This is a genomic window from Shewanella indica, assembly GCF_002836975.1.
GTDB classification, from domain to species: domain Bacteria; phylum Pseudomonadota; class Gammaproteobacteria; order Enterobacterales; family Shewanellaceae; genus Shewanella; species Shewanella indica.
In genome coordinates this window covers 25,968-42,869 of sequence record NZ_NIJK01000009.1, presented here as the reverse complement: position 1 = coordinate 42,869, position 16,902 = coordinate 25,968, and the positions used below count along the sequence as shown (strand labels likewise).

Sequence of the window (16,902 nt, the reverse complement as noted above, 5' to 3'; positions counted from 1 at the left end):
TCGCCTCGCTCAGTGCGCTGCGGCGCCTTTCAGCCATTCGGCATCGCTTTGAACAAACGCCAGGGTCAGGCGCGCGAGCGCGGCATAAAAACCGCCGCGATCGCATTCGATCACCCGCTGACAAAATGGCTCCAGCCAACTGAGCAGGCATTCTTGCAGAAATTCTTGCTGCGTTGAGGCCGAGGTGTTCAGACACAGATGTGCCTGATATGCCAGAATCACCGCCAGATGGTCGGCGGGTTCGGGGAAGTCACCGCTCAGCTGCAGCTGACTTCGCTGCAAAAAGGTCAGCATCTGTTGATGCTGTTCACCGAACAGGGTGACATCGTCATCCGCTTGTAGATAGAGGCCGGCATAGGGCGAAGCACTCTGTTTACTGCCCACCAGAAACAGCCCGCAGAAGTCTGCCGCCAGCTCCAGCAGCGCCTTGTCTCTGTCCTGCATCCAGGCAATGGATTGCAGTTTTTGCTCCATCAGCTTGGCTTCTTGCTTGAGGGCAGGATCGCTGCTCAGCTGTTGCCAGAAGTCCTTGCTCTGCGGCGCCGTCAATTGATTCAGGCGCTCGGCGTTCAACTCGCGGGCGAACAGGCCCGAGAGGAAGTTGTACAGCATGGCTCTGCCTTGATTTAACTGTTCCATTGGCTTACCTCAGTTATCTGCGAACCTTAGGTTAGATTTTTATCTCAATCGGCCCATCGAAGGAGGATACCTTGGGCGCCTTACCGGTGAATTTTTCAAACTCCACTTGGCAAGTGTAGGCCGAGCAAGCCTGCGCCAGCTTGGAGGTACCTATATCCTGAGTCAGGGTATTGGGGTCACCATAGCTGCACAGGGCACCGATTTCGGCGCCGCCTTCGACGCTGCCATCTTTGCCGACCGGGCCATACCAGGCGCCTTCATGGATCCGGATTACCCCTTTGGGGAAACGGCCGGAGACGACGGCACCGGCCAGTAGTTGACCGCGGTCGTTGAACACCCGCACCAGATCGCCGTCTTTGATACCGCGGGCCCTGGCATCTTCAGGGTTGATGTAAACCGGCTCACGCCCTTGCACCGTATAGGTTTCCCGATATTCCTTGGACTCACACATCTGTGAGTGCAGGCGCTTGTCCGGGTGGCAGGACTGCAGCCAAACCGGGTACTTATCGCTGCCTGGACCACCGTGACTGCGCTCGGATTTTTCCATCCACACTGGGTGGCCTGGGCAGTCATCATAACCGAACTGGGCAATCTTACGGCTGAAGATTTCAATCAGGCCTGAAGGAGTACCCAGGGGGTTGATCTCAGGATCCTCACGGAAGTCGGCGTGTCTGACCCAGTTTTGCCCTTCACCGAAGTGCACATAACCCTGCTTCCAGAACTCGTTGAAGTCCGGCATGGCAAACTTGCCCTGGTTGGCGGCCTTACACTCGTTGTAGAGTTTTTCCAGCCATTCCATTTCGGTTAGCCCGCGGGTGTATTCCTTCTCTTTGCCGAGTATTTTGGCAAAGCGGGTGAATATCTCAAAGTCAGACAGACTTTCAAACAGAGGTTCAACCATCTTGTGCATCGCCAGAATACCGCGGCCGGCGTAGGCACCGTAGACATCAATATCGTTGCGCTCCATGGTGGTACAGGCGGGCAAGACTATGTCAGAGAAGCGGCAGGTGGCGGTCCAGTTCACATCTATGGAGACCACGCATTCCAGCTTGCGGAACGCCTGCTTCATACGGTTTCTGTCCTGATGGTGGTTCCAGGGGTTGTTGCCCGAGAACACCATCATGCGGATATCCGGATAGGTGACCTTGCTGCCGTTGGCATCAATAGTCTTGCCGGGTTCCAGAATGGCATCTATCCAGCGGGCGACCGGAATGGTGCTGCTGGCGCCCTTGAAGTCCTTGTTGTCGAACAGTGGCTTTTGGCCTTCGTCCAGGTTGCGCGGGAAGGCGCCCGGCGCGGCGGCACCTGTGGCAGGTACGCCGATACCCGAGTAGTGGTGACCATAGCTGATACCACCGCCAGGCAGGCCTATCTGGCCTATCATGGTGGCCAGTACTGCTGCCATCCAGTAAGGCTGCTCACCGTGTTGCTGACGCTGAATGCACCAGCCCATCATGATCTGGGTGCGGCCCTTGGTCAGGGTACGGGCCAGATCGCGGATGACTTCAGCCTTGACGCCACAGATGGCTTCGGCCCATTCCGGAGTCTTGGCGATGCCGTCTTTGTCACCCAGGAGGTAGGGCAGGAACTCTTCAAAGCCCAGGCTATAGCCTTCGATAAATTTGGCATCATGCAGCTTGGCTGTGTACATCTCATGGGCGATACCCAACATCAAGGCCACGTCTGTTTGTGGGTTGACATACAGCTGCTCACAACCGAGATAGGCCTGGGTCTTGGTTTCGACCGGATCTATGCTGATCACCCGGATCTTACCGGCTTTGACCTTTTCCTTGAGCTGCGCCAGATAGGCGAAGGACTCGTGGGTTTCGGCGTTCCAGCCCACCTGCAGGTTTTTATATGGATCGTTGGACCAGAGCACTATGGTATCGCTGTGCTCGAGGATCAGCGGCCAGGAGGTGCCTTGAGCGTACACTTCGGTAGAGCCCAGCACATAAGGCATAATCGTTTGCCCGGCGCCGGTGGAGTAGTCGCCTACTTTCTTGACGAAGTTGCCGTGCATGGCAATGGCGCGCTGCATATGGCTGGTGCTTGAGTGCAGCTGTCCGGTGGCACGCCAACCGGTTTGTCCGGCGTGCAGGCCAGATGGACCGTACTGGGTTTGAATGATATCCAGCGACTCCTTGAACAGAGTCAAGGCCTTGTCCCAGGTGACACGAACGAAACGGAAGTCGCCGCGTTCATGGGTATTGCTCTTGTGTCCCTTGAGCAGGAAGTCGAGCCGCACCATGGGGTAACGGATCCGTGATGGGTTATAGACCAGGCCACGGATACCGCGGATCATGTCGGTGGGATACTTGTCGTACTCCAGTGGTTTGACTTCGGCAATAACCCCGTTGCGGCGCTTGATACGAAATGCACCGAAGTGGGAGCCTGTGGTCAGCCAGGCGTCACCGTCATCCATCCCCTTGGCCAGCGCCGACAGGGGAGCGAGTACCGAACTGCTTCCGGCAACCACAACGGAAGTGGAGGCCAGGCCTTTTAAAAAGTCTCTTCTGTTCATAACGCCAACCTCTTAGTGCTCTTCTTTGCTGAAGGTGGAAGAATGTTGTTGCAGGTATTTCTGCACCAGTGCCTGGGTGTCCTGATCCATGTTGACGAAGGCCAACATCCCCTGGAACATGCCCGGCCAGGTGTTGGCATCAAAGTGATGCTCATCGGGCTGGGTGTGACAGACACTGCAGCTAGAGGCATAAGTGCTGCGGGCATAGCCCCAGAGTGGTGCCAGTTCGGTCAGCAGATAATCGCTGTCGGTCCAGATCTCGGCTTCCACACGCTGCCACTTGAGGCCAGTCATGGGATCTTCTTTCTCTTCAAAGGTCTTGATCACCCCGTCGGTTTCGGCAGCGGCCTTGGTCAATTGAGCCGAGAGGATATTGATACCGAAGTCCATGTAGATCACCCGGCCGGCACCTATCTTTTTACGCCAGCCATCGATGGCGATTTTGACGCGCTTGCCCTTGAGCTCCAACACCTTGATTTCGGTGGCCACGTTCAGAGTACCGGCTTCTTCCGCGCTCTTGTCATCCAGATACAGAGGCTTGGTCAAGGCGCTGAAATATTTGCCGCCCTGTTGCAGGGAAGTCTCACCCGAACCCACTTCGGCAATCAGTTCCGGGGCTCTGGCCGTGCCCATATCAGGCAGCTTGTGAGCTATGCCCTTGTGGCAATCGATACAGGACTGATCTTTCTCGGCCGCTTGTTTCATCTGTTTTTGCGCTAGGGCTGACATCTCGTCCCATTTCATTGACTTGTAGTCATGGCAGTTTTTACAGGCCTGGGAGTTGTCACGGGCAAAGCGTTTCCATTCACGGCTGGCCATTTCCAGACGCTTGGCTTCAAATTTTTCCGGAGTGTTGACTGTTTGGAACAGCCAGCCCCAGACATCGTGAGAGGCTTCCATCTTACGGGCTATCTTGCGGCTCCAGTCGTGGGGCACGTGGCAGTCTGGGCAGGTTGCCCGCACGCCGGAGTGATTCGACCAATGCACAGTTTGCTGCAGCTCTTGATAGGGATTGCTCTCCATCGAGTGGCAACTGATACAGAAGGCCTCAGTGTTGGTGGCTTCCAGCGCCGTGTTGAAGCCGCCCCAGAAAACAATGCCCATGATAAAGGCCGACAGGCTGATGGCGCCCAGGCTCAGGTACTTGGTTGGGCGGTTGAGAGTACGCCAGATTGCTATTAACCGTTTCATCTATTCAATCCTCTTGTATCAGTGACTGGCGACGCCGCCGAGGGCCAGCATGATCCAGATGATCAGGCCATAGAGGCTGATACCTGTGATGGTCAGGGCCGGAAACAGCATGAAAATAATCAGGCCGTGGGCCATAAGTTCCTGTTTTTTGCTTGATGTGGACTCAGACATAGTGATTGCTCCAACGCAGCAGGGTTTGCTTGATGGGGCCACTATAGGGAAAGGATGTGAATGGCGATTGCGCTGCCAATGAATGGGATTTGAGAAAATATGAAAAGTTATGAACAACTGCATATTCAGGATGAGCCACAGATCCCGAAATCTTTTTAGCCGGGGGCGCCAATTTGCAGTATTATCCGCGACCAACAAAGGCTGCGTTGGACATCGTTTGACGATACTCCTTGGTGCCCACCACCTGCAGGTCACGTTTTGTTGTGGATCTCTCACCCGCCCAGCGGGGCTCTCACCTGCCGTAGCCGGCGTCATCTGACCCGAATAAAGAGATCAAAAAGGTAGAATAATTATGATGTCTTCAAAGACAAATACCGCTGTACCTACTACATCGTCATGGCTGGAACGCTTCTTCAATATCAGCGCTCGTGGCAGCACTGTCCGCCAGGAAGTGATCGCCGGTTTGACCACGTTTCTTGCCATGGTTTACTCAGTTATCGTTGTCCCCTCCATGTTGGGAAAGGCCGGGTTTGATCCCGGCTCCGTGTTTATTGCCACCTGTCTGATTGCCGCCTTCGGCTCACTGCTGATGGGTTTGTGGGCCAATCTGCCGATGGCCATAGGCTGCGCCATCTCACTGACTGCGTTTACCGCCTTCAGTCTGGTGTTGGGGCAGGGCATGAGCCTGCCTGTCACCCTGGGGGCGATTTTCCTTATGGGTATCGTCTTTACCCTGGTGAGCGTTACCGGCGTTCGCCAGTGGGTGCTTGCTAACCTGCCCAAGGGGATTGCCCATGGTACAGGGATAGGTATCGGCCTGTTTCTGCTGCTGATTGCCACTAACAGTGTGCAACTGATTGTGGCCAATGATACCGGTTTGCCGGTCAAGCTCGGCGATATCCACAGCCTGCCGGTGATCGCCACTGTCGTGGGGCTGGCTGCCACTATCGGACTCGAACGTCGCCGGGTGCCAGGCGGCATTTTATTGGTGATCATCGCCCTGTCAGTGTTTGGTTTGCTGTTTGACCCCAATGTGGAGTTCAAAGGCGTGTTTGCCATACCCGACTTGGGCGCTGAAGGCTCTTTGATTGGCCAACTGGATATCATGGGCGCCCTTAACCCTGTGGTGCTGCCGATAGTGCTGGCGCTGGTGATGACAGCTATCTTCGATGCCACAGGCACCATAAGAGCCGTGGCCGGACAAGCCAATTTGCTGGACAAGAATGACAACATCATAGGGGGCGGTAAGGCGCTGACCTCGGATTCTGTCAGCTCTATCTTCGCCGGCCTGGTGGGCGGCGCACCTGCCGCTGTATACATTGAATCGGCCGCCGGTACTGCAGCAGGCGGAAAAACAGGCCTGACCGCCACTGTGGTGGGGGTACTGTTCCTGCTGATGATCTTCCTGGCACCCCTGTCTTATTTGGTACCTGCCTACGCCACGGCGCCAGCGCTCATGTATGTGGGACTGCTGATGTTGTCCAATGTCACCAAGCTGGACTTCGATGACAAGGTAGACGCCATGGCGGGACTGACCTGCGCAGTATTCATCATACTCTCCTGCAACATAGTCACAGGCATTATGTTGGGGTTTGCGACCCTGGTTATCGGCCGAATCTGCAGCGGTGAGTGGCGTAAGCTCAAGCCCGGTGTGTTGGTTATCACCATAGGCTTGGTGGTGTTCTATATGGGCGGCTGGGCCATTTAACCCTGAAGTTCAAGCTTTAGGCTTGGTTTAGGGAAGGCAAACAAGGCTTAACTCGTTGGCGCTTTTAATTCCCTATAGGGCAAACTAACCGTGATCCAATAAGGCGGCGGCCAAGCATTACTGCTTTGGCCGCCGTTTTTATTGTCCCGGAATAGGGATGAGTGGATTAATCCAGCAGCAAGTCGATTTGATTCAGCGAGCACAGGTGAGCATAAACCGGTGAGTAGACGCCGCGCTTGGCAAATTCTAGTTTAACCTCATCGCTCAGGGCATTGAGCTTTTGCTCATCGACGATATAGAGGCCATCTATATTGCTCTTTTCACCCTGTTTGTTGGTTACTGTCAGAGTCTTGGGTTGCAGTAATTCATGGCTGGTCAGGGTCTTGACGAACTGCTTGGTGATTTCACGGTACTCAATCAGGTTGCCGATAAATTCGATGCGGTTTTTCAGGAATTCGGTCTGCTCACCGGTTTCGGTAAACAGGGCTTCGCCCTTGTCTTCGCTGACATGCTTGCTGTTGACATCGATACCGATAAGTACATTTTCCTGGCTGGAGTCACCGGCGGCAAAAGGTTGCATCCGGCACTGCATTGGCAGGTAACGTCGGGTCCAGGTGTTGTCCTTGATAAAGCAGTTGCTCTCAGGCTTCAGAGAGGTGATGGCAACCGGCTGGAAATCTCCACTTTGGCTGTTCTTGGCGAAAATGATCGGGAAACTGGTGGCGGCAGGCAAAAATTCCTGCACCAGCAAGGGCAACATATGGTGCTGCTCAAATTCGCTGAAATCTATGCCTGGAGTGACTTTCAGAGCCTTGTGTGCGCCGTTGTTGAGCGGGACGTATTGTGCTGTCATTGTCTTTTTATCCTTGTTGTTATCTGAGGTTCCGTCAGCCAATCAACTGACGCACCGGAAAATAAATCGTCACTGAAATATCGGGCCAGAACCGCTTCTTCGGTTGTATTAGTACCGCAAACCAGTAAAAAGTTCAGCTTGAGACTTATTGGCTTGTGACCCCAAGCATGCTGCGGATGTTAACAGTGGGCAAACTGGATGTCATTGTTAAAAATATGTTCGCAAGCGCTGTTTTCAAGGGGGCTTGGGTAAATAAAAATTGTCAAAAAAATGTAGAAATAAGGTTTGTACTTGTGTATGTTTATCGATGACAGCGTTGTCATTGCTTGTGTGACTATTGTTTCCATGGCCATGTTGTCTTGTAAGGTCTGCATGTCGAGGATGAGGTCTCCTTTACATGCCTTCCACAGTTGAGTATCTGTCGGGCGGCTGCGCAACTGTGTTTTCAATACTGTAGTCTCTCCCCGGAAACTAGAGTGGGCTGGGTGCTGATTTCAGTACCTGGCCATTTTTTTATCCCGGTTGTCACTCAACATAGCTTGTTGAGGTGACAGCCACTGCTTGAGTCGACAGGGAATATGGCATCATGGTGAAAACAATAATAAGGACAGGAGAGTAACGGAATGAAGTTAACTATCGCGGCGTTAGCCATTGCCTTGAGCTTGGGGCTGACGGCTTGTTCTGACAAGCCGCCGGCAACCGGGACTGAACCAGGGCAGAGCCAAGCCGGTTCTTCGTCAAAAGCCTCAAGTGAAGATCTGACTCAGAATAAGCTGCATAGCTTTGCCCAGAGTTTGCAGCTGAAATATGCTGTGCTGTCCAATGTGCCGGATGATAACTGCGACCCGAGCCGTGCCGAAGGCCGCTGTTTCCAGGCGCAAATTCGCCTGACTCCGAGCGAAGATCTCAGCGCTTCTGACTGGGCCATCTATTTTAGCCAGATGCGTCCGGTACTCTCGGTTGCCTCGCCTGAGTTTCATATAGAGCATATTCAGGGCGATCTGCATCGTCTGACGCCAACCGCCGCCTTCGGCGGTTTCAAAAAGGGTGTCAGCGAAATCATCAATTTTCGCGGTGAGCTGTGGCAGCTGTCGGAAATCGATGCCATGCCCAACTATTACATGGTGGTTGAGGGGCTCAAGCCGGAGGTCATCGCCAGCACTGAAGTTAAGCAAGACCCGGATACCGGGCTTGAGTTGCTTCCCTATGTGCAGCCTTATACGGATGCCGAGAAACAATATCGCCGCAGCTCAAAGGATAAGCTGCCCTGGGATACCGCCAATGTCGTCTTCGGCCAAAATGCCGATACTCCCGATGATGCCGGCCTTGCGGTGGCAAGCCTTATTCCTAAGCCGGATTCAGTGACTTGGCTTGAGCAAACACCCGTCACCCTCAATGCCGGGATTAAGCTTAACCCGAGCCACATAGCTACCGGAGTCGAGCTGCAATCACTTGAGGCGGCGCTCTTGCGCCTACAAAGGCTGGGTGTCAGCCAGAGCGAGCAAGGATTGGCGCTTAACTTGCTGCCGCTCAAGGGCGGGCAAAGCGAGCACTATCGACTCGAGATTGAGGCCGGCGGAATTAACCTGGCCGCCGCAGACGCCGCGGGTTACTCCTATGGCTTGGCGAGTCTTGCCGCCTTGCTGCAGTTGCCTGCCGATGATACCCAATCAATAGCACTGCCACAGCTGCGCATTCACGATGGCCCCAGATACCCGTTTCGCGGCATGCATCTGGATGTTGGCCGCAACTTCCACTCCAAGGCGTTTGTGCTGAGTCTGCTGGAGCAAATGGCAGCCTATAAACTCAACGTATTGCATCTGCACATGGCCGACGATGAAGGCTGGCGCCTGCAGATCCCCGGCCTGCCGGAGCTGACCGAGATTGGCAGCAAGCGTTGCCATGATCTCGATGAAAACCGCTGTTTGCTGCCGCAACTCGGCAGTGGCCCCAATCCTGAGACTCAGGTCAACGGGTACTACACGACCCAGGACTATATCGACATTCTCAAGTTTGCCGCCGCAAGACAGATCCAGGTGATCCCGTCGATGGATATGCCGGGTCACTCCCGCGCCGCTATCAAATCGATGCAGGCCCGCAGCCGCAAGTTATTGGCTCAGGGCGACAGTCAGGCCGCCAGCCAATATCTGCTGGCGGATCCCGAGGATGCCACTGTCTACAGCTCTATTCAGTATTACAACGACAACACGCTCAATGTCTGTATGGAGTCCAGTTACACCTTTGTTGCCAAGGTGATAGATGAAATTGCCAAGCTGCATCAGGCCGCCGGAGTACCGCTTAAGCGCTATCACATAGGTGCCGATGAGACCGCCGGTGCCTGGCTCGACTCGCCGGCCTGTGAACGCTTTATTGCGGCCAATTCGCAGCGAGTGGCCGACAAATCGGCCCTCGGCGCCTACTTTATTGAGCGGGTATCGCAGATGCTGGCCGATCGCGGCATAGAGGCGGCCGGTTGGAGCGATGGCATGAGTCACGTCAACCCGGCCAATATGCCGAGCCCGGTGCAAAGCAATATCTGGGACATAGTCGCCCACGGCGGCTTCAAACGGGCACATGCCCAGGCCAATCTCGGCTGGGATACTGTGCTGTCCAACCCGGAAGTACTCTATTTCGATATGCCGCCGGCGGCCGATCCGAAAGAGCCCGGCTATTACTGGGCCAGTCGCAGCAGCAACAGTCGCAAGTTACACAGCTTTATGCCGGATAATCTGCCGGCCAATGCCGAGCAGTGGGGCGATATTGAGGACAGGCCTTTTGTCGCCGATGACACAGAGCAACTCAGCCCACAAGGAAAGCATCTCAGCGGCCCAATGGCGCCGGGCAGGGGCTTTGTTGGCCTGCAGGGGCAACTCTGGAGCGAGACGATTCGCAGCGACACGACCGCAGCTTATATGATTTTCCCTCGCCTCTTGGTTTTGGCGGAAAAGGCCTGGCATAAGCCGGACTGGGAGCTGGTTTACCGGCATCAGGGGGTAAGTTACAGCCAGGATTCCGGTTATTTCGGTGCCGAGCAGCGACAGGCGCAGGCAGAGGATTGGTATCGACTGGCCAACATCCTGGGGCATAAGGAGTTGGCCAAGCTGGATAAGGCCGGGGTGCATTACCGTTTGCCGTTGCCGGGCGGCAGAATCAAGGATGGCAAGCTTGAGGCCAATATCATCTTTCCCGGGCTCAAGATCCAATATCGCCGACCAGGGGCTGAATGGCAGGAGTATCGCGGCCCTGTGGCAATAGCAGCTCCGCTTGAGCTTCGCAGTGTTTCGCCCGATGGCCGCCGCTACAGCCGGGTTCAGCCACTGAATTAGTCTTTAAGCGGGTACGGATGTGGGCTGGCGTTAACAGATAACGCCAGCCACGTCTTAGCTTATTGCCTGACTTATTTTTAATGCCGGGCTCACTTTTAATGCCTGACTTGTTTTTAAGGCTTGAGTGGCGTTTAAGAGTGGTTAAGGGGCCCGAGTCGCTCAAAGATAGTGGCTTGCTGAATATTTATTGGTTAATTTTCAATGTTTTAGTCAATGGCGAGTCCTAGCCATGAGTCGATTTATCTCTGCTGATTAAAATTAAATGACAACGCTGTCATTTGTGATGTAACATTAGTTTAACCACATGGTTAACGATAGCTTTAACTTGAGTGCGCTCAGTGGAATGTCACCGGGTAAATCCTGAAAGGCGCCTTACTGCAGCGATTTGTCAGTGTTCCGCCGCGCCAGATTGCGCCGTGACCATAAAAGAAACAGAAAGAGGTCTGCCATGGGGGAAAACCCGACACCGGATACACAAGTGTTTATAGGGATAGACGGCGGCGGCAGTAAGTGCCGGGCAACCGTCTACTGCCGGCAAAAGGGTGTGCTGGGAACCGGAGTTGCCGGTCGGGCCAATCCTTTGCACGGTCTGAGCCAAACTTTCGACTCCATCATCAGTGCTACAGGTTTGGCCCTGGCCGATGCCGGTCTGCGGCAAGCCGATTGCGCCAATATGGTGGCTGGTCTCGGGCTTGCCGGTGTCAATATTCCCAGGCTTTATCAGGAGATCCTCGATTGGCGGCATCCCTTTGCCGCCATGTATCTGACCACAGATCTGCATACCGCCTGCATAGGCGCCCACCAGGGGGAAGAGGGTGCCGTCATCATCACAGGCACAGGTTCCTGTGGTTATGCCCATGTGGGCGAACGGCAATTGTCTCTCGGTGGTCATGGCTTTGCTTTGGGCGATAAGGGCAGCGGCGCATGGATGGGCTTGAAAGCCGCGGAGCAGGTGTTGTTATCGCTCGATGGTTTTGCGCCGCAAACAGCCCTTGGCGCCAAACTGCTGGCCCATTTCGGGGTGACAGATGCCCTGGGGATAGTGGAAAACCTCGCCGGACGCTCCTCCAGTTGTTATGCCGCCCTGGCGAGAATAGTGCTGTCCTGTGCGGCCGAGGGCGATGATACCGCCACCACTATTGTCAGCGAAGGTGCCGACTATATCAGCCAGTTGGCACGGCGCCTGTTTGAACTCAATCCGCCGCGATTTGCCATGATAGGCGGCCTGGCCGAGCCGCTCCGGCCCTTGCTGGCCGACGATGTGGTCGAACGAATCGCCCCCGTGTTGGCGCCACCGGAAATCGGTGCCGTGCACTTTGCCATGCACCAACACTCGCAATTTTCAGCCCGTCCGGCCGATGCCGGCGCATACGACTTAGCAAAGGTGAAACCATGACCCATACCATAATGGAGCGCGAGGCTCGCAGTGCTCCCGAGAAGATTGCCAACCAGTTGCAGGCCAATGACCAGTTAACCCGGAAACTGGGGCAGCGGCTGCGCGAGTTTGCGCCCAAGTTTGTGATGATTGTGGGTCGCGGCTCTTCCGATCACGCCGGGGTATTTGCCAAGTATCTGTTTGAAATAGAGGCCGGTGTGCCTACTTTTGCCGCCGCGCCTTCGGTGGCCAGTGTCTATGGCAAGCGCTTGCAGTTGGCCGGTGGTCTGGTGATAGTCATCTCTCAGTCGGGACGCAGCCCGGATATTCTGGCCCAGGCCAAGATGGCCCGCGAAGCCGGTGCCTTTTGCGTGGCGCTGGTTAATGATGAAACCGCACCTATCAAGGACATAGTCGATCTTGTATTGCCGCTTCGCGCCGGAGAGGAGCAGGCGGTGGCCGCCACCAAGAGCTATTTGGCTACCTTGTCGGCGCTGCTGCAACTGGCCGCTGCCTGGACCCAGAGCCCTGAGTTGGCCCGCGCCATAGATGAATTGCCCCAGGCGCTGCAGGCGGCTGTGGATGCAGAACCTCAACTGACTGCCGAATCTTTGCAGCACAGCAACAACCTGGTAGTGCTGGGACGAGGACTGGGTTATGCCATCAGTAAAGAGATAGCGCTCAAACTCAAGGAAGTCTGTGCTATCCATGCCGAGGCCTTCTCCAGCGCCGAATTTCTCCATGGCCCTGTGACCCTGGTGGAGAACCATCTCAAAATAGTCGATGTCTGTGTGGCCGATGAATCCTATGCCAGCCATCTTGAGCAGATAGCCGAAGTCGGGCGCCGCGGCGCTGAGTTGGTTCACCTCAAGCAAACCGCCAATGAGGTTCATCCCAGAGTCGCGCCTCTGGCATTGCTGCAGCGTTTTTATATCGATGTGGCCGCTGTGGCCATAGCCAGAGGCATAGATCCGGATCAACCGGCCGGGCTTAAGAAAGTCACCCAAACCCTTTGATTAAAGTGGCCGACGTGCCCAACCTGGATAACGCAGTGGAGAGCAGAGAATGACGCAAACCTTTATCGCCGAGCGCTTGTTCGATGGCAGGCAATATCATCACAATCTGAGCTTTGCCGTGGAGAGCGGCCATCTGCAGGCCTTGGGCTCTGCGGCAGGTTCAGATGCTATCCGCCTGCAAGGCTTGGTTGTACCCGGGTTTATCGATGTGCAGGTCAATGGCGGTGGCGGCGCGCTGTTTAACGGCGAGCCTACACTCGAGTGTATCGCAACCATAGGCCGGGCCCACGCCAGGTTCGGCACCACAGGCTTTTTGCCGACCCTGATCAGCGACAGAATCGAGGTGATGAACCGTGCGGCCGATGCGGTGGCCGAGGCGATAGCCAGGCAAAGCACAGGGGTGTTGGGGATACATTTTGAGGGGCCGCACTTGTCTGTGCCGAAGAAAGGCGTGCATCCACAGCAGTATATCCGCCGAATTTCCGATGCCGAGCTGGCACTGTTCAGCCGTCAGGATTTGGGGGTTCGCTTGGTTACCCTGGCGCCGGAAAATGTGGCGCCTGAGGTTATCAGTGCCTTGGTCGAGGCCGGTGTCCGTGTTTGTCTTGGTCACTCCAATGCCGACTATGATACCGTGCGTTCGGCCCTGGCGGCCGGTGCCAGCGGTTTTACTCACCTCTACAACGCCATGTCGCCCTTGGGCTCCAGAGCACCGGGTATGGTGGGCGCCGCCATAGAGGACGAGGCCAGTTGGTGTGGCCTTATCGTCGATGGTCATCATGTGCATCCGGCCGCAGCCAAGGTGGCTATCCGCGCCAAGGCCAAAGGCAAGATGCTCTTGGTGACGGACGCCATGCCACCTGTGGGGTTGGATCAAGATGCCGGTTTTGAGCTCTTTGGTCAGCAGGTGCTACGCCAGGGCGACAGACTCAACGCCATCACAGGAGAGCTGGCCGGATGTGTGCTGGATATGAATACTGCGGTGCGAAACGCTGTCTCTCTGCTGGGGCTCAGTGTTGAAGAATCCATACGGATGGCGAGCGAGTATCCGGCGGCATTTCTTGGGCTTGAGCAGCAAGGCCACTTGGCTGCGGGCAAACGTGCCGATTTCCTGGTGCTCGATAATGAACTCAAGGTGCAAAGCACCTATATCGGCGGTCAATTGGTTTACGCCGCCGAGGAAAGAGTGTACTGAAATAAGCCGTTGCGCCAAGAACACATTAACTGTCTTCACATAAGCAGTGCAGCTTTTACCCGGATAAAGATAATAACAACAGGGAAGCCCTATGACTGAAAAGATAGCGGCGGCAACTGAGACCGCCAACAAGCCCAGGCTGATGTCGCTCGATGCGCTGCGGGGCTTTGACATGTTCTGGATCCTCGGCGGTGAAGCGCTGTTTGCCGCCCTCTTGCTGCTGACTACTTGGAGTGGCTGGCGTTGGTTCGATGGCCAGATGCACCACAGCAGTTGGCATGGTTTTACCTTCTACGATCTTATCTTCCCGCTGTTTATCTTCCTCTCCGGCGTTGCCCTGGGTTTGTCTCCCAAGCGTCTGGACAAGTTGGCGTTTGCCGAGCGACTTCCAAAATATAAGCACGCAGTTAAGCGTTTGGCTTTACTGCTGTTTTTTGGCGTGCTCTACAATCACGGCTGGGGGACGGGCATGCCGGTGGCCCTGGATGAGATACGCTATGCCAGCGTCTTGGGGCGTATCGCCTTCGCCTGGTTTTTTGCCGCCATGCTGGTGTGGCACACAGGGCTCAGAACCCAGATCTATGTTGCTGTCGCTATCTTGCTGGGATACGCCATGGTGCAGCTGTGGCTACCGGTCCCGGGCGGCAGTGCCGGGGACTTTAGCGCCGCCGGTTCTATCAACGCCTGGGTAGACAATCATTTCCTGCCCGGGATCAGCTACCAACATAAGCCTTATGATCCGGAAGGCCTGTTATCGACCCTTCCCGCAGTGGTCAATGCTTTGGCCGGTGTGTTTGTGGGCCGCTTTTTGCAGCAGCAAAGTTTTTCAGCCTGGGGCAGGGTAGGTTTGCTGTGTCTGGCCGGGCTGGTTTGTTTGGGGCTTGGCTGGCTGCTCAATCCTCTGATCCCGGTTAATAAAGATCTCTGGACCAGCAGTTTTGTGCTGGTGAGCAGTGGCTGGAGCCTGTTGCTGCTGGCACTGTTTTACGCCGTTATCGATGTGCTTGGGCTGCGTTGGTTGGGTTTCCCCTTTGTGGTGATTGGTTGCAACGCCATCATCATCTATCTCGCTTCCAGTTTGGTTCAGTGGCGCTATAGCAGCGAAAGTCTGCTTGGCGGTTTTATCAATACCGCCCCCGAGAACTGGCAGCCACTGCTTGGGGTATTGGCCATGCTCGGGGTGCAATGGTTGCTGCTCTGGTGGATGTATCGCAGGCAGTTGTTTATTCGGGTTTAGCTTGCCTAAGTGAGGTGAACAAGCGGTCATCTGCCGGGTTTAAAATTAATGACAGCGTTGTCTTTTTTGTTATTATGACGTAACTTTATTGAAACAAAGCCGTGTATAAAGCTGCCGCGGCATCAAGGTTTCAAGGGTTAAACACCACTCAAGATGGATGGGGCGCCGATAAATTTGGTTGCCAAACAATAAATTACTATAAGAAGCAGGTTTATGAACATGACAGTTGCTACCCCGGCTGACGCAGCCTCAAGAAGCAGTTTTTTGCCTATGACTATCGTAGGTGCGCTGTTTTTCATCTTTGGATTTGTGACCTGGTTGAATGGTTCATTGATCCCTTTTCTGCAAATCATCTGTGAGCTCAATGAGTTTCAGGCACTGTTTGTCACCTTTGCCTTCTACATCGCTTATACCGTGATGGCGCTGCCCATGTCGTCTATCCTGCGCCGTACCGGCTATCGCAATGGCATGGCGGTGGGGCTGGGGATCATGGCCGTCGGCTCTATGCTGTTTATTCCCGCCGCCTTCAGCGCCAACTTTTTGATGTTCCTGCTGGCGCTTTTTGTACTGGGAACCGGTCTGACCATTTTGCAGACGGCGTCCAACCCCTATGTGGTGCATATTGGTCCAAAGGAGAGCGCCGCCATGCGGATCTCCATCATGGGGTTGATTAACAAGGGGGCCGGGGTGATAGTGCCTATCCTGTTTACCGCTTTGGTACTGGCTGATCTGGAAGGGTTCACCGCCGGGCATCTGGCTGCCATGGCCCCGGCCGAGCGAGAAGCCCAAATAAGCGAACTGTCTTCGCGTCTGGTGATGCCCTATATCTATATGACGCTGGCGCTTGTGGTATTGATTGCACTGGTGAAGTTTTCTGCTTTGCCGGAAATCGCCTTCGAGGGAGAAGAGGGAGAGCACGCCGACAAGAGCGGTATAGTGCATTTCCCTCAGGTGATCCTGGGCGCCATAGCCATCTTTGCCTATGTGGGGGTTGAAGTGATTGCCGGTGATACCATAGGCCTCTATGGTGCTAGCCTCGAGGTCAACAATTTCGCATCCCTGACCTCCTACACTATGGTGTTTATGGTTATCGGCTACCTTTTGGGGGTTAGTTGTATTCCACGTTTTATCAGCCAGGAAAAGGCTTTACTCGCCTCGGCCTTGGCGGGTATTGCTTGCATCTTTGGTATCATCTTCTCATCGGCCGAGAGCCATGCTATCTCGTCGCTGCTGTGGGGGTGGAGCGGTATTCCAACTATTCCGGATACAGTCACCTTTGTTGCCATGATGGGCCTGGCTCACGCTCTGGTTTGGCCTTCTGTGTGGCCGCTGGCGCTGGAAGGGCTGGGCAAGTACACGGCCCAGGGCTCGGCGCTGCTGATCATGGGTATTTCAGGTGGCGCCATACTGCCGCTGATATTCGGCAAGATCGCCCACTTCAGCGACAATGTGCAGTTGGGTTACTGGATAGGCTTGNTATTTCAGGTGGCGCCATACTGCCGCTGATATTCGGCAAGATCGCCCACTTCAGCGACAATGTGCAGTTGGGTTACTGGATAGGCTTGCCCTGTTATCTGTTTATTCTCTTCTATGCGCTGAAAGGCCATAAGATGCGTAGTTGGTAAACAGGGAAATTCCGGGCATAAAGAAGCCACCTGCTAAACAGGTGG

11 protein-coding genes and 1 pseudogene are annotated in these 16,902 nt (G+C 55.0%); 7 read left to right on the top strand and 5 right to left on the bottom strand.

Features of this window, described 5'->3' with window-relative positions; genetic code table 11:
- Positions 1–9: 9 nt before the first annotated feature.
- From torD to CX650_RS02505, 4 genes are read right to left on the bottom strand one after another with little or no spacing between them, the layout of a single operon-like run.
- Positions 10–639 (bottom strand): molecular chaperone TorD, encoded by a 630-nt coding sequence (gene torD, locus CX650_RS02520; protein WP_101094935.1) that lies wholly within the window; start codon positions 637–639, stop codon positions 10–12.
- 31 nt (positions 640–670) lie between these two features.
- Positions 671–3,160, bottom strand: coding sequence for a trimethylamine-N-oxide reductase TorA (gene torA, locus CX650_RS02515; RefSeq protein WP_101094934.1), 2,490 nt, complete (start codon positions 3,158–3,160; stop codon positions 671–673).
- Between the two features lie 12 nt (positions 3,161–3,172).
- On the bottom strand, positions 3,173–4,351 hold the full coding sequence (torC, locus tag CX650_RS02510; protein WP_044733940.1) for a pentaheme c-type cytochrome TorC: 1,179 nt from the start codon (positions 4,349–4,351) through the stop codon (positions 3,173–3,175).
- An 18-nt stretch (positions 4,352–4,369) separates the two neighbouring features.
- Positions 4,370–4,522, bottom strand: a complete 153-nt coding sequence (locus CX650_RS02505; RefSeq protein ID WP_025009952.1) for a nitrate reductase — start codon at positions 4,520–4,522, stop codon at positions 4,370–4,372.
- A 352-nt stretch (positions 4,523–4,874) separates the two neighbouring features.
- Between CX650_RS02505 and CX650_RS02500 the strand changes: the two genes are divergently transcribed.
- Positions 4,875–6,230 (top strand): NCS2 family permease, encoded by a 1,356-nt coding sequence (locus CX650_RS02500; protein WP_039033661.1) that lies wholly within the window; start codon positions 4,875–4,877, stop codon positions 6,228–6,230.
- A 166-nt stretch (positions 6,231–6,396) separates the two neighbouring features.
- Here the strand turns inward: CX650_RS02500 and CX650_RS02495 are convergent, their stop codons facing one another.
- Positions 6,397–7,083 carry a SapC family protein gene (locus CX650_RS02495; protein ID WP_071475592.1) on the bottom strand — a complete coding sequence of 229 codons (687 nt, stop codon included), beginning with the start codon at positions 7,081–7,083 and terminating at the stop codon, positions 6,397–6,399.
- A 623-nt stretch (positions 7,084–7,706) separates the two neighbouring features.
- Between CX650_RS02495 and CX650_RS02485 the strand changes: the two genes are divergently transcribed.
- From CX650_RS02485 to CX650_RS02460, 6 genes and pseudogenes are all read left to right on the top strand, one after another.
- The gene (locus CX650_RS02485) at positions 7,707–10,409 is read left to right on the top strand and encodes a family 20 glycosylhydrolase (RefSeq protein WP_101094932.1); all 2,703 of its coding nucleotides are present in this window, start codon (positions 7,707–7,709) and stop codon (positions 10,407–10,409) included.
- Between the two features lie 448 nt (positions 10,410–10,857).
- Positions 10,858–11,805 carry an N-acetylglucosamine kinase gene (gene nagK, locus CX650_RS02480; RefSeq protein WP_101094931.1) on the top strand — a complete coding sequence of 316 codons (948 nt, stop codon included), beginning with the start codon at positions 10,858–10,860 and terminating at the stop codon, positions 11,803–11,805.
- Entirely contained in the window at positions 11,802–12,800 is a 999-nt protein-coding gene (nagB-II, locus tag CX650_RS02475; protein WP_101094930.1) for a glucosamine-6-phosphate deaminase NagB-II, read from the top strand. Before nagK ends, nagB-II begins: the two co-directional genes overlap by 4 nt.
- Positions 12,801–12,849: 49 nt before the next feature.
- Positions 12,850–13,995 carry an N-acetylglucosamine-6-phosphate deacetylase gene (gene nagA / locus CX650_RS02470; RefSeq protein WP_101094929.1) on the top strand — a complete coding sequence of 382 codons (1,146 nt, stop codon included), beginning with the start codon at positions 12,850–12,852 and terminating at the stop codon, positions 13,993–13,995.
- 91 nt (positions 13,996–14,086) lie between these two features.
- A complete protein-coding gene (gene nagX / locus CX650_RS02465; RefSeq protein WP_101094928.1) occupies positions 14,087–15,232 on the top strand; it encodes a transmembrane glucosamine N-acetyltransferase NagX in 1,146 nt (381 codons plus the stop codon).
- A gap of 219 nt (positions 15,233–15,451) precedes the next feature.
- Positions 15,452–16,857 (top strand): annotated as a pseudogene (locus CX650_RS02460) (sugar MFS transporter).
- Positions 16,858–16,902 lie beyond the last annotated feature (45 nt).

Bases quoted from the DNA above. Each gene is read 5' to 3' on its own strand.
- torA (WP_101094934.1), bottom strand. From the start codon at position 3,160: ATGAACAGAAGAGACTTTTTAAAAGGCCTGGCCTCCACTTCCGTTGTG.
- CX650_RS02485 (WP_101094932.1), top strand. From the start codon at position 7,707: ATGAAGTTAACTATCGCGGCGTTAGCCATTGCCTTGAGCTTGGGGCTG.
- CX650_RS02500 (WP_039033661.1), top strand. From the start codon at position 4,875: ATGATGTCTTCAAAGACAAATACCGCTGTACCTACTACATCGTCATGG.
- nagA (WP_101094929.1), top strand. From the start codon at position 12,850: ATGACGCAAACCTTTATCGCCGAGCGCTTGTTCGATGGCAGGCAATAT.
- CX650_RS02505 (WP_025009952.1), bottom strand. From the start codon at position 4,522: ATGTCTGAGTCCACATCAAGCAAAAAACAGGAACTTATGGCCCACGGC.
- nagB-II (WP_101094930.1), top strand. From the start codon at position 11,802: ATGACCCATACCATAATGGAGCGCGAGGCTCGCAGTGCTCCCGAGAAG.
- torD (WP_101094935.1), bottom strand. From the start codon at position 639: ATGGAACAGTTAAATCAAGGCAGAGCCATGCTGTACAACTTCCTCTCG.
- CX650_RS02495 (WP_071475592.1), bottom strand. From the start codon at position 7,083: ATGACAGCACAATACGTCCCGCTCAACAACGGCGCACACAAGGCTCTG.
- nagK (WP_101094931.1), top strand. From the start codon at position 10,858: ATGGGGGAAAACCCGACACCGGATACACAAGTGTTTATAGGGATAGAC.
- torC (WP_044733940.1), bottom strand. From the start codon at position 4,351: ATGAAACGGTTAATAGCAATCTGGCGTACTCTCAACCGCCCAACCAAG.
- nagX (WP_101094928.1), top strand. From the start codon at position 14,087: ATGACTGAAAAGATAGCGGCGGCAACTGAGACCGCCAACAAGCCCAGG.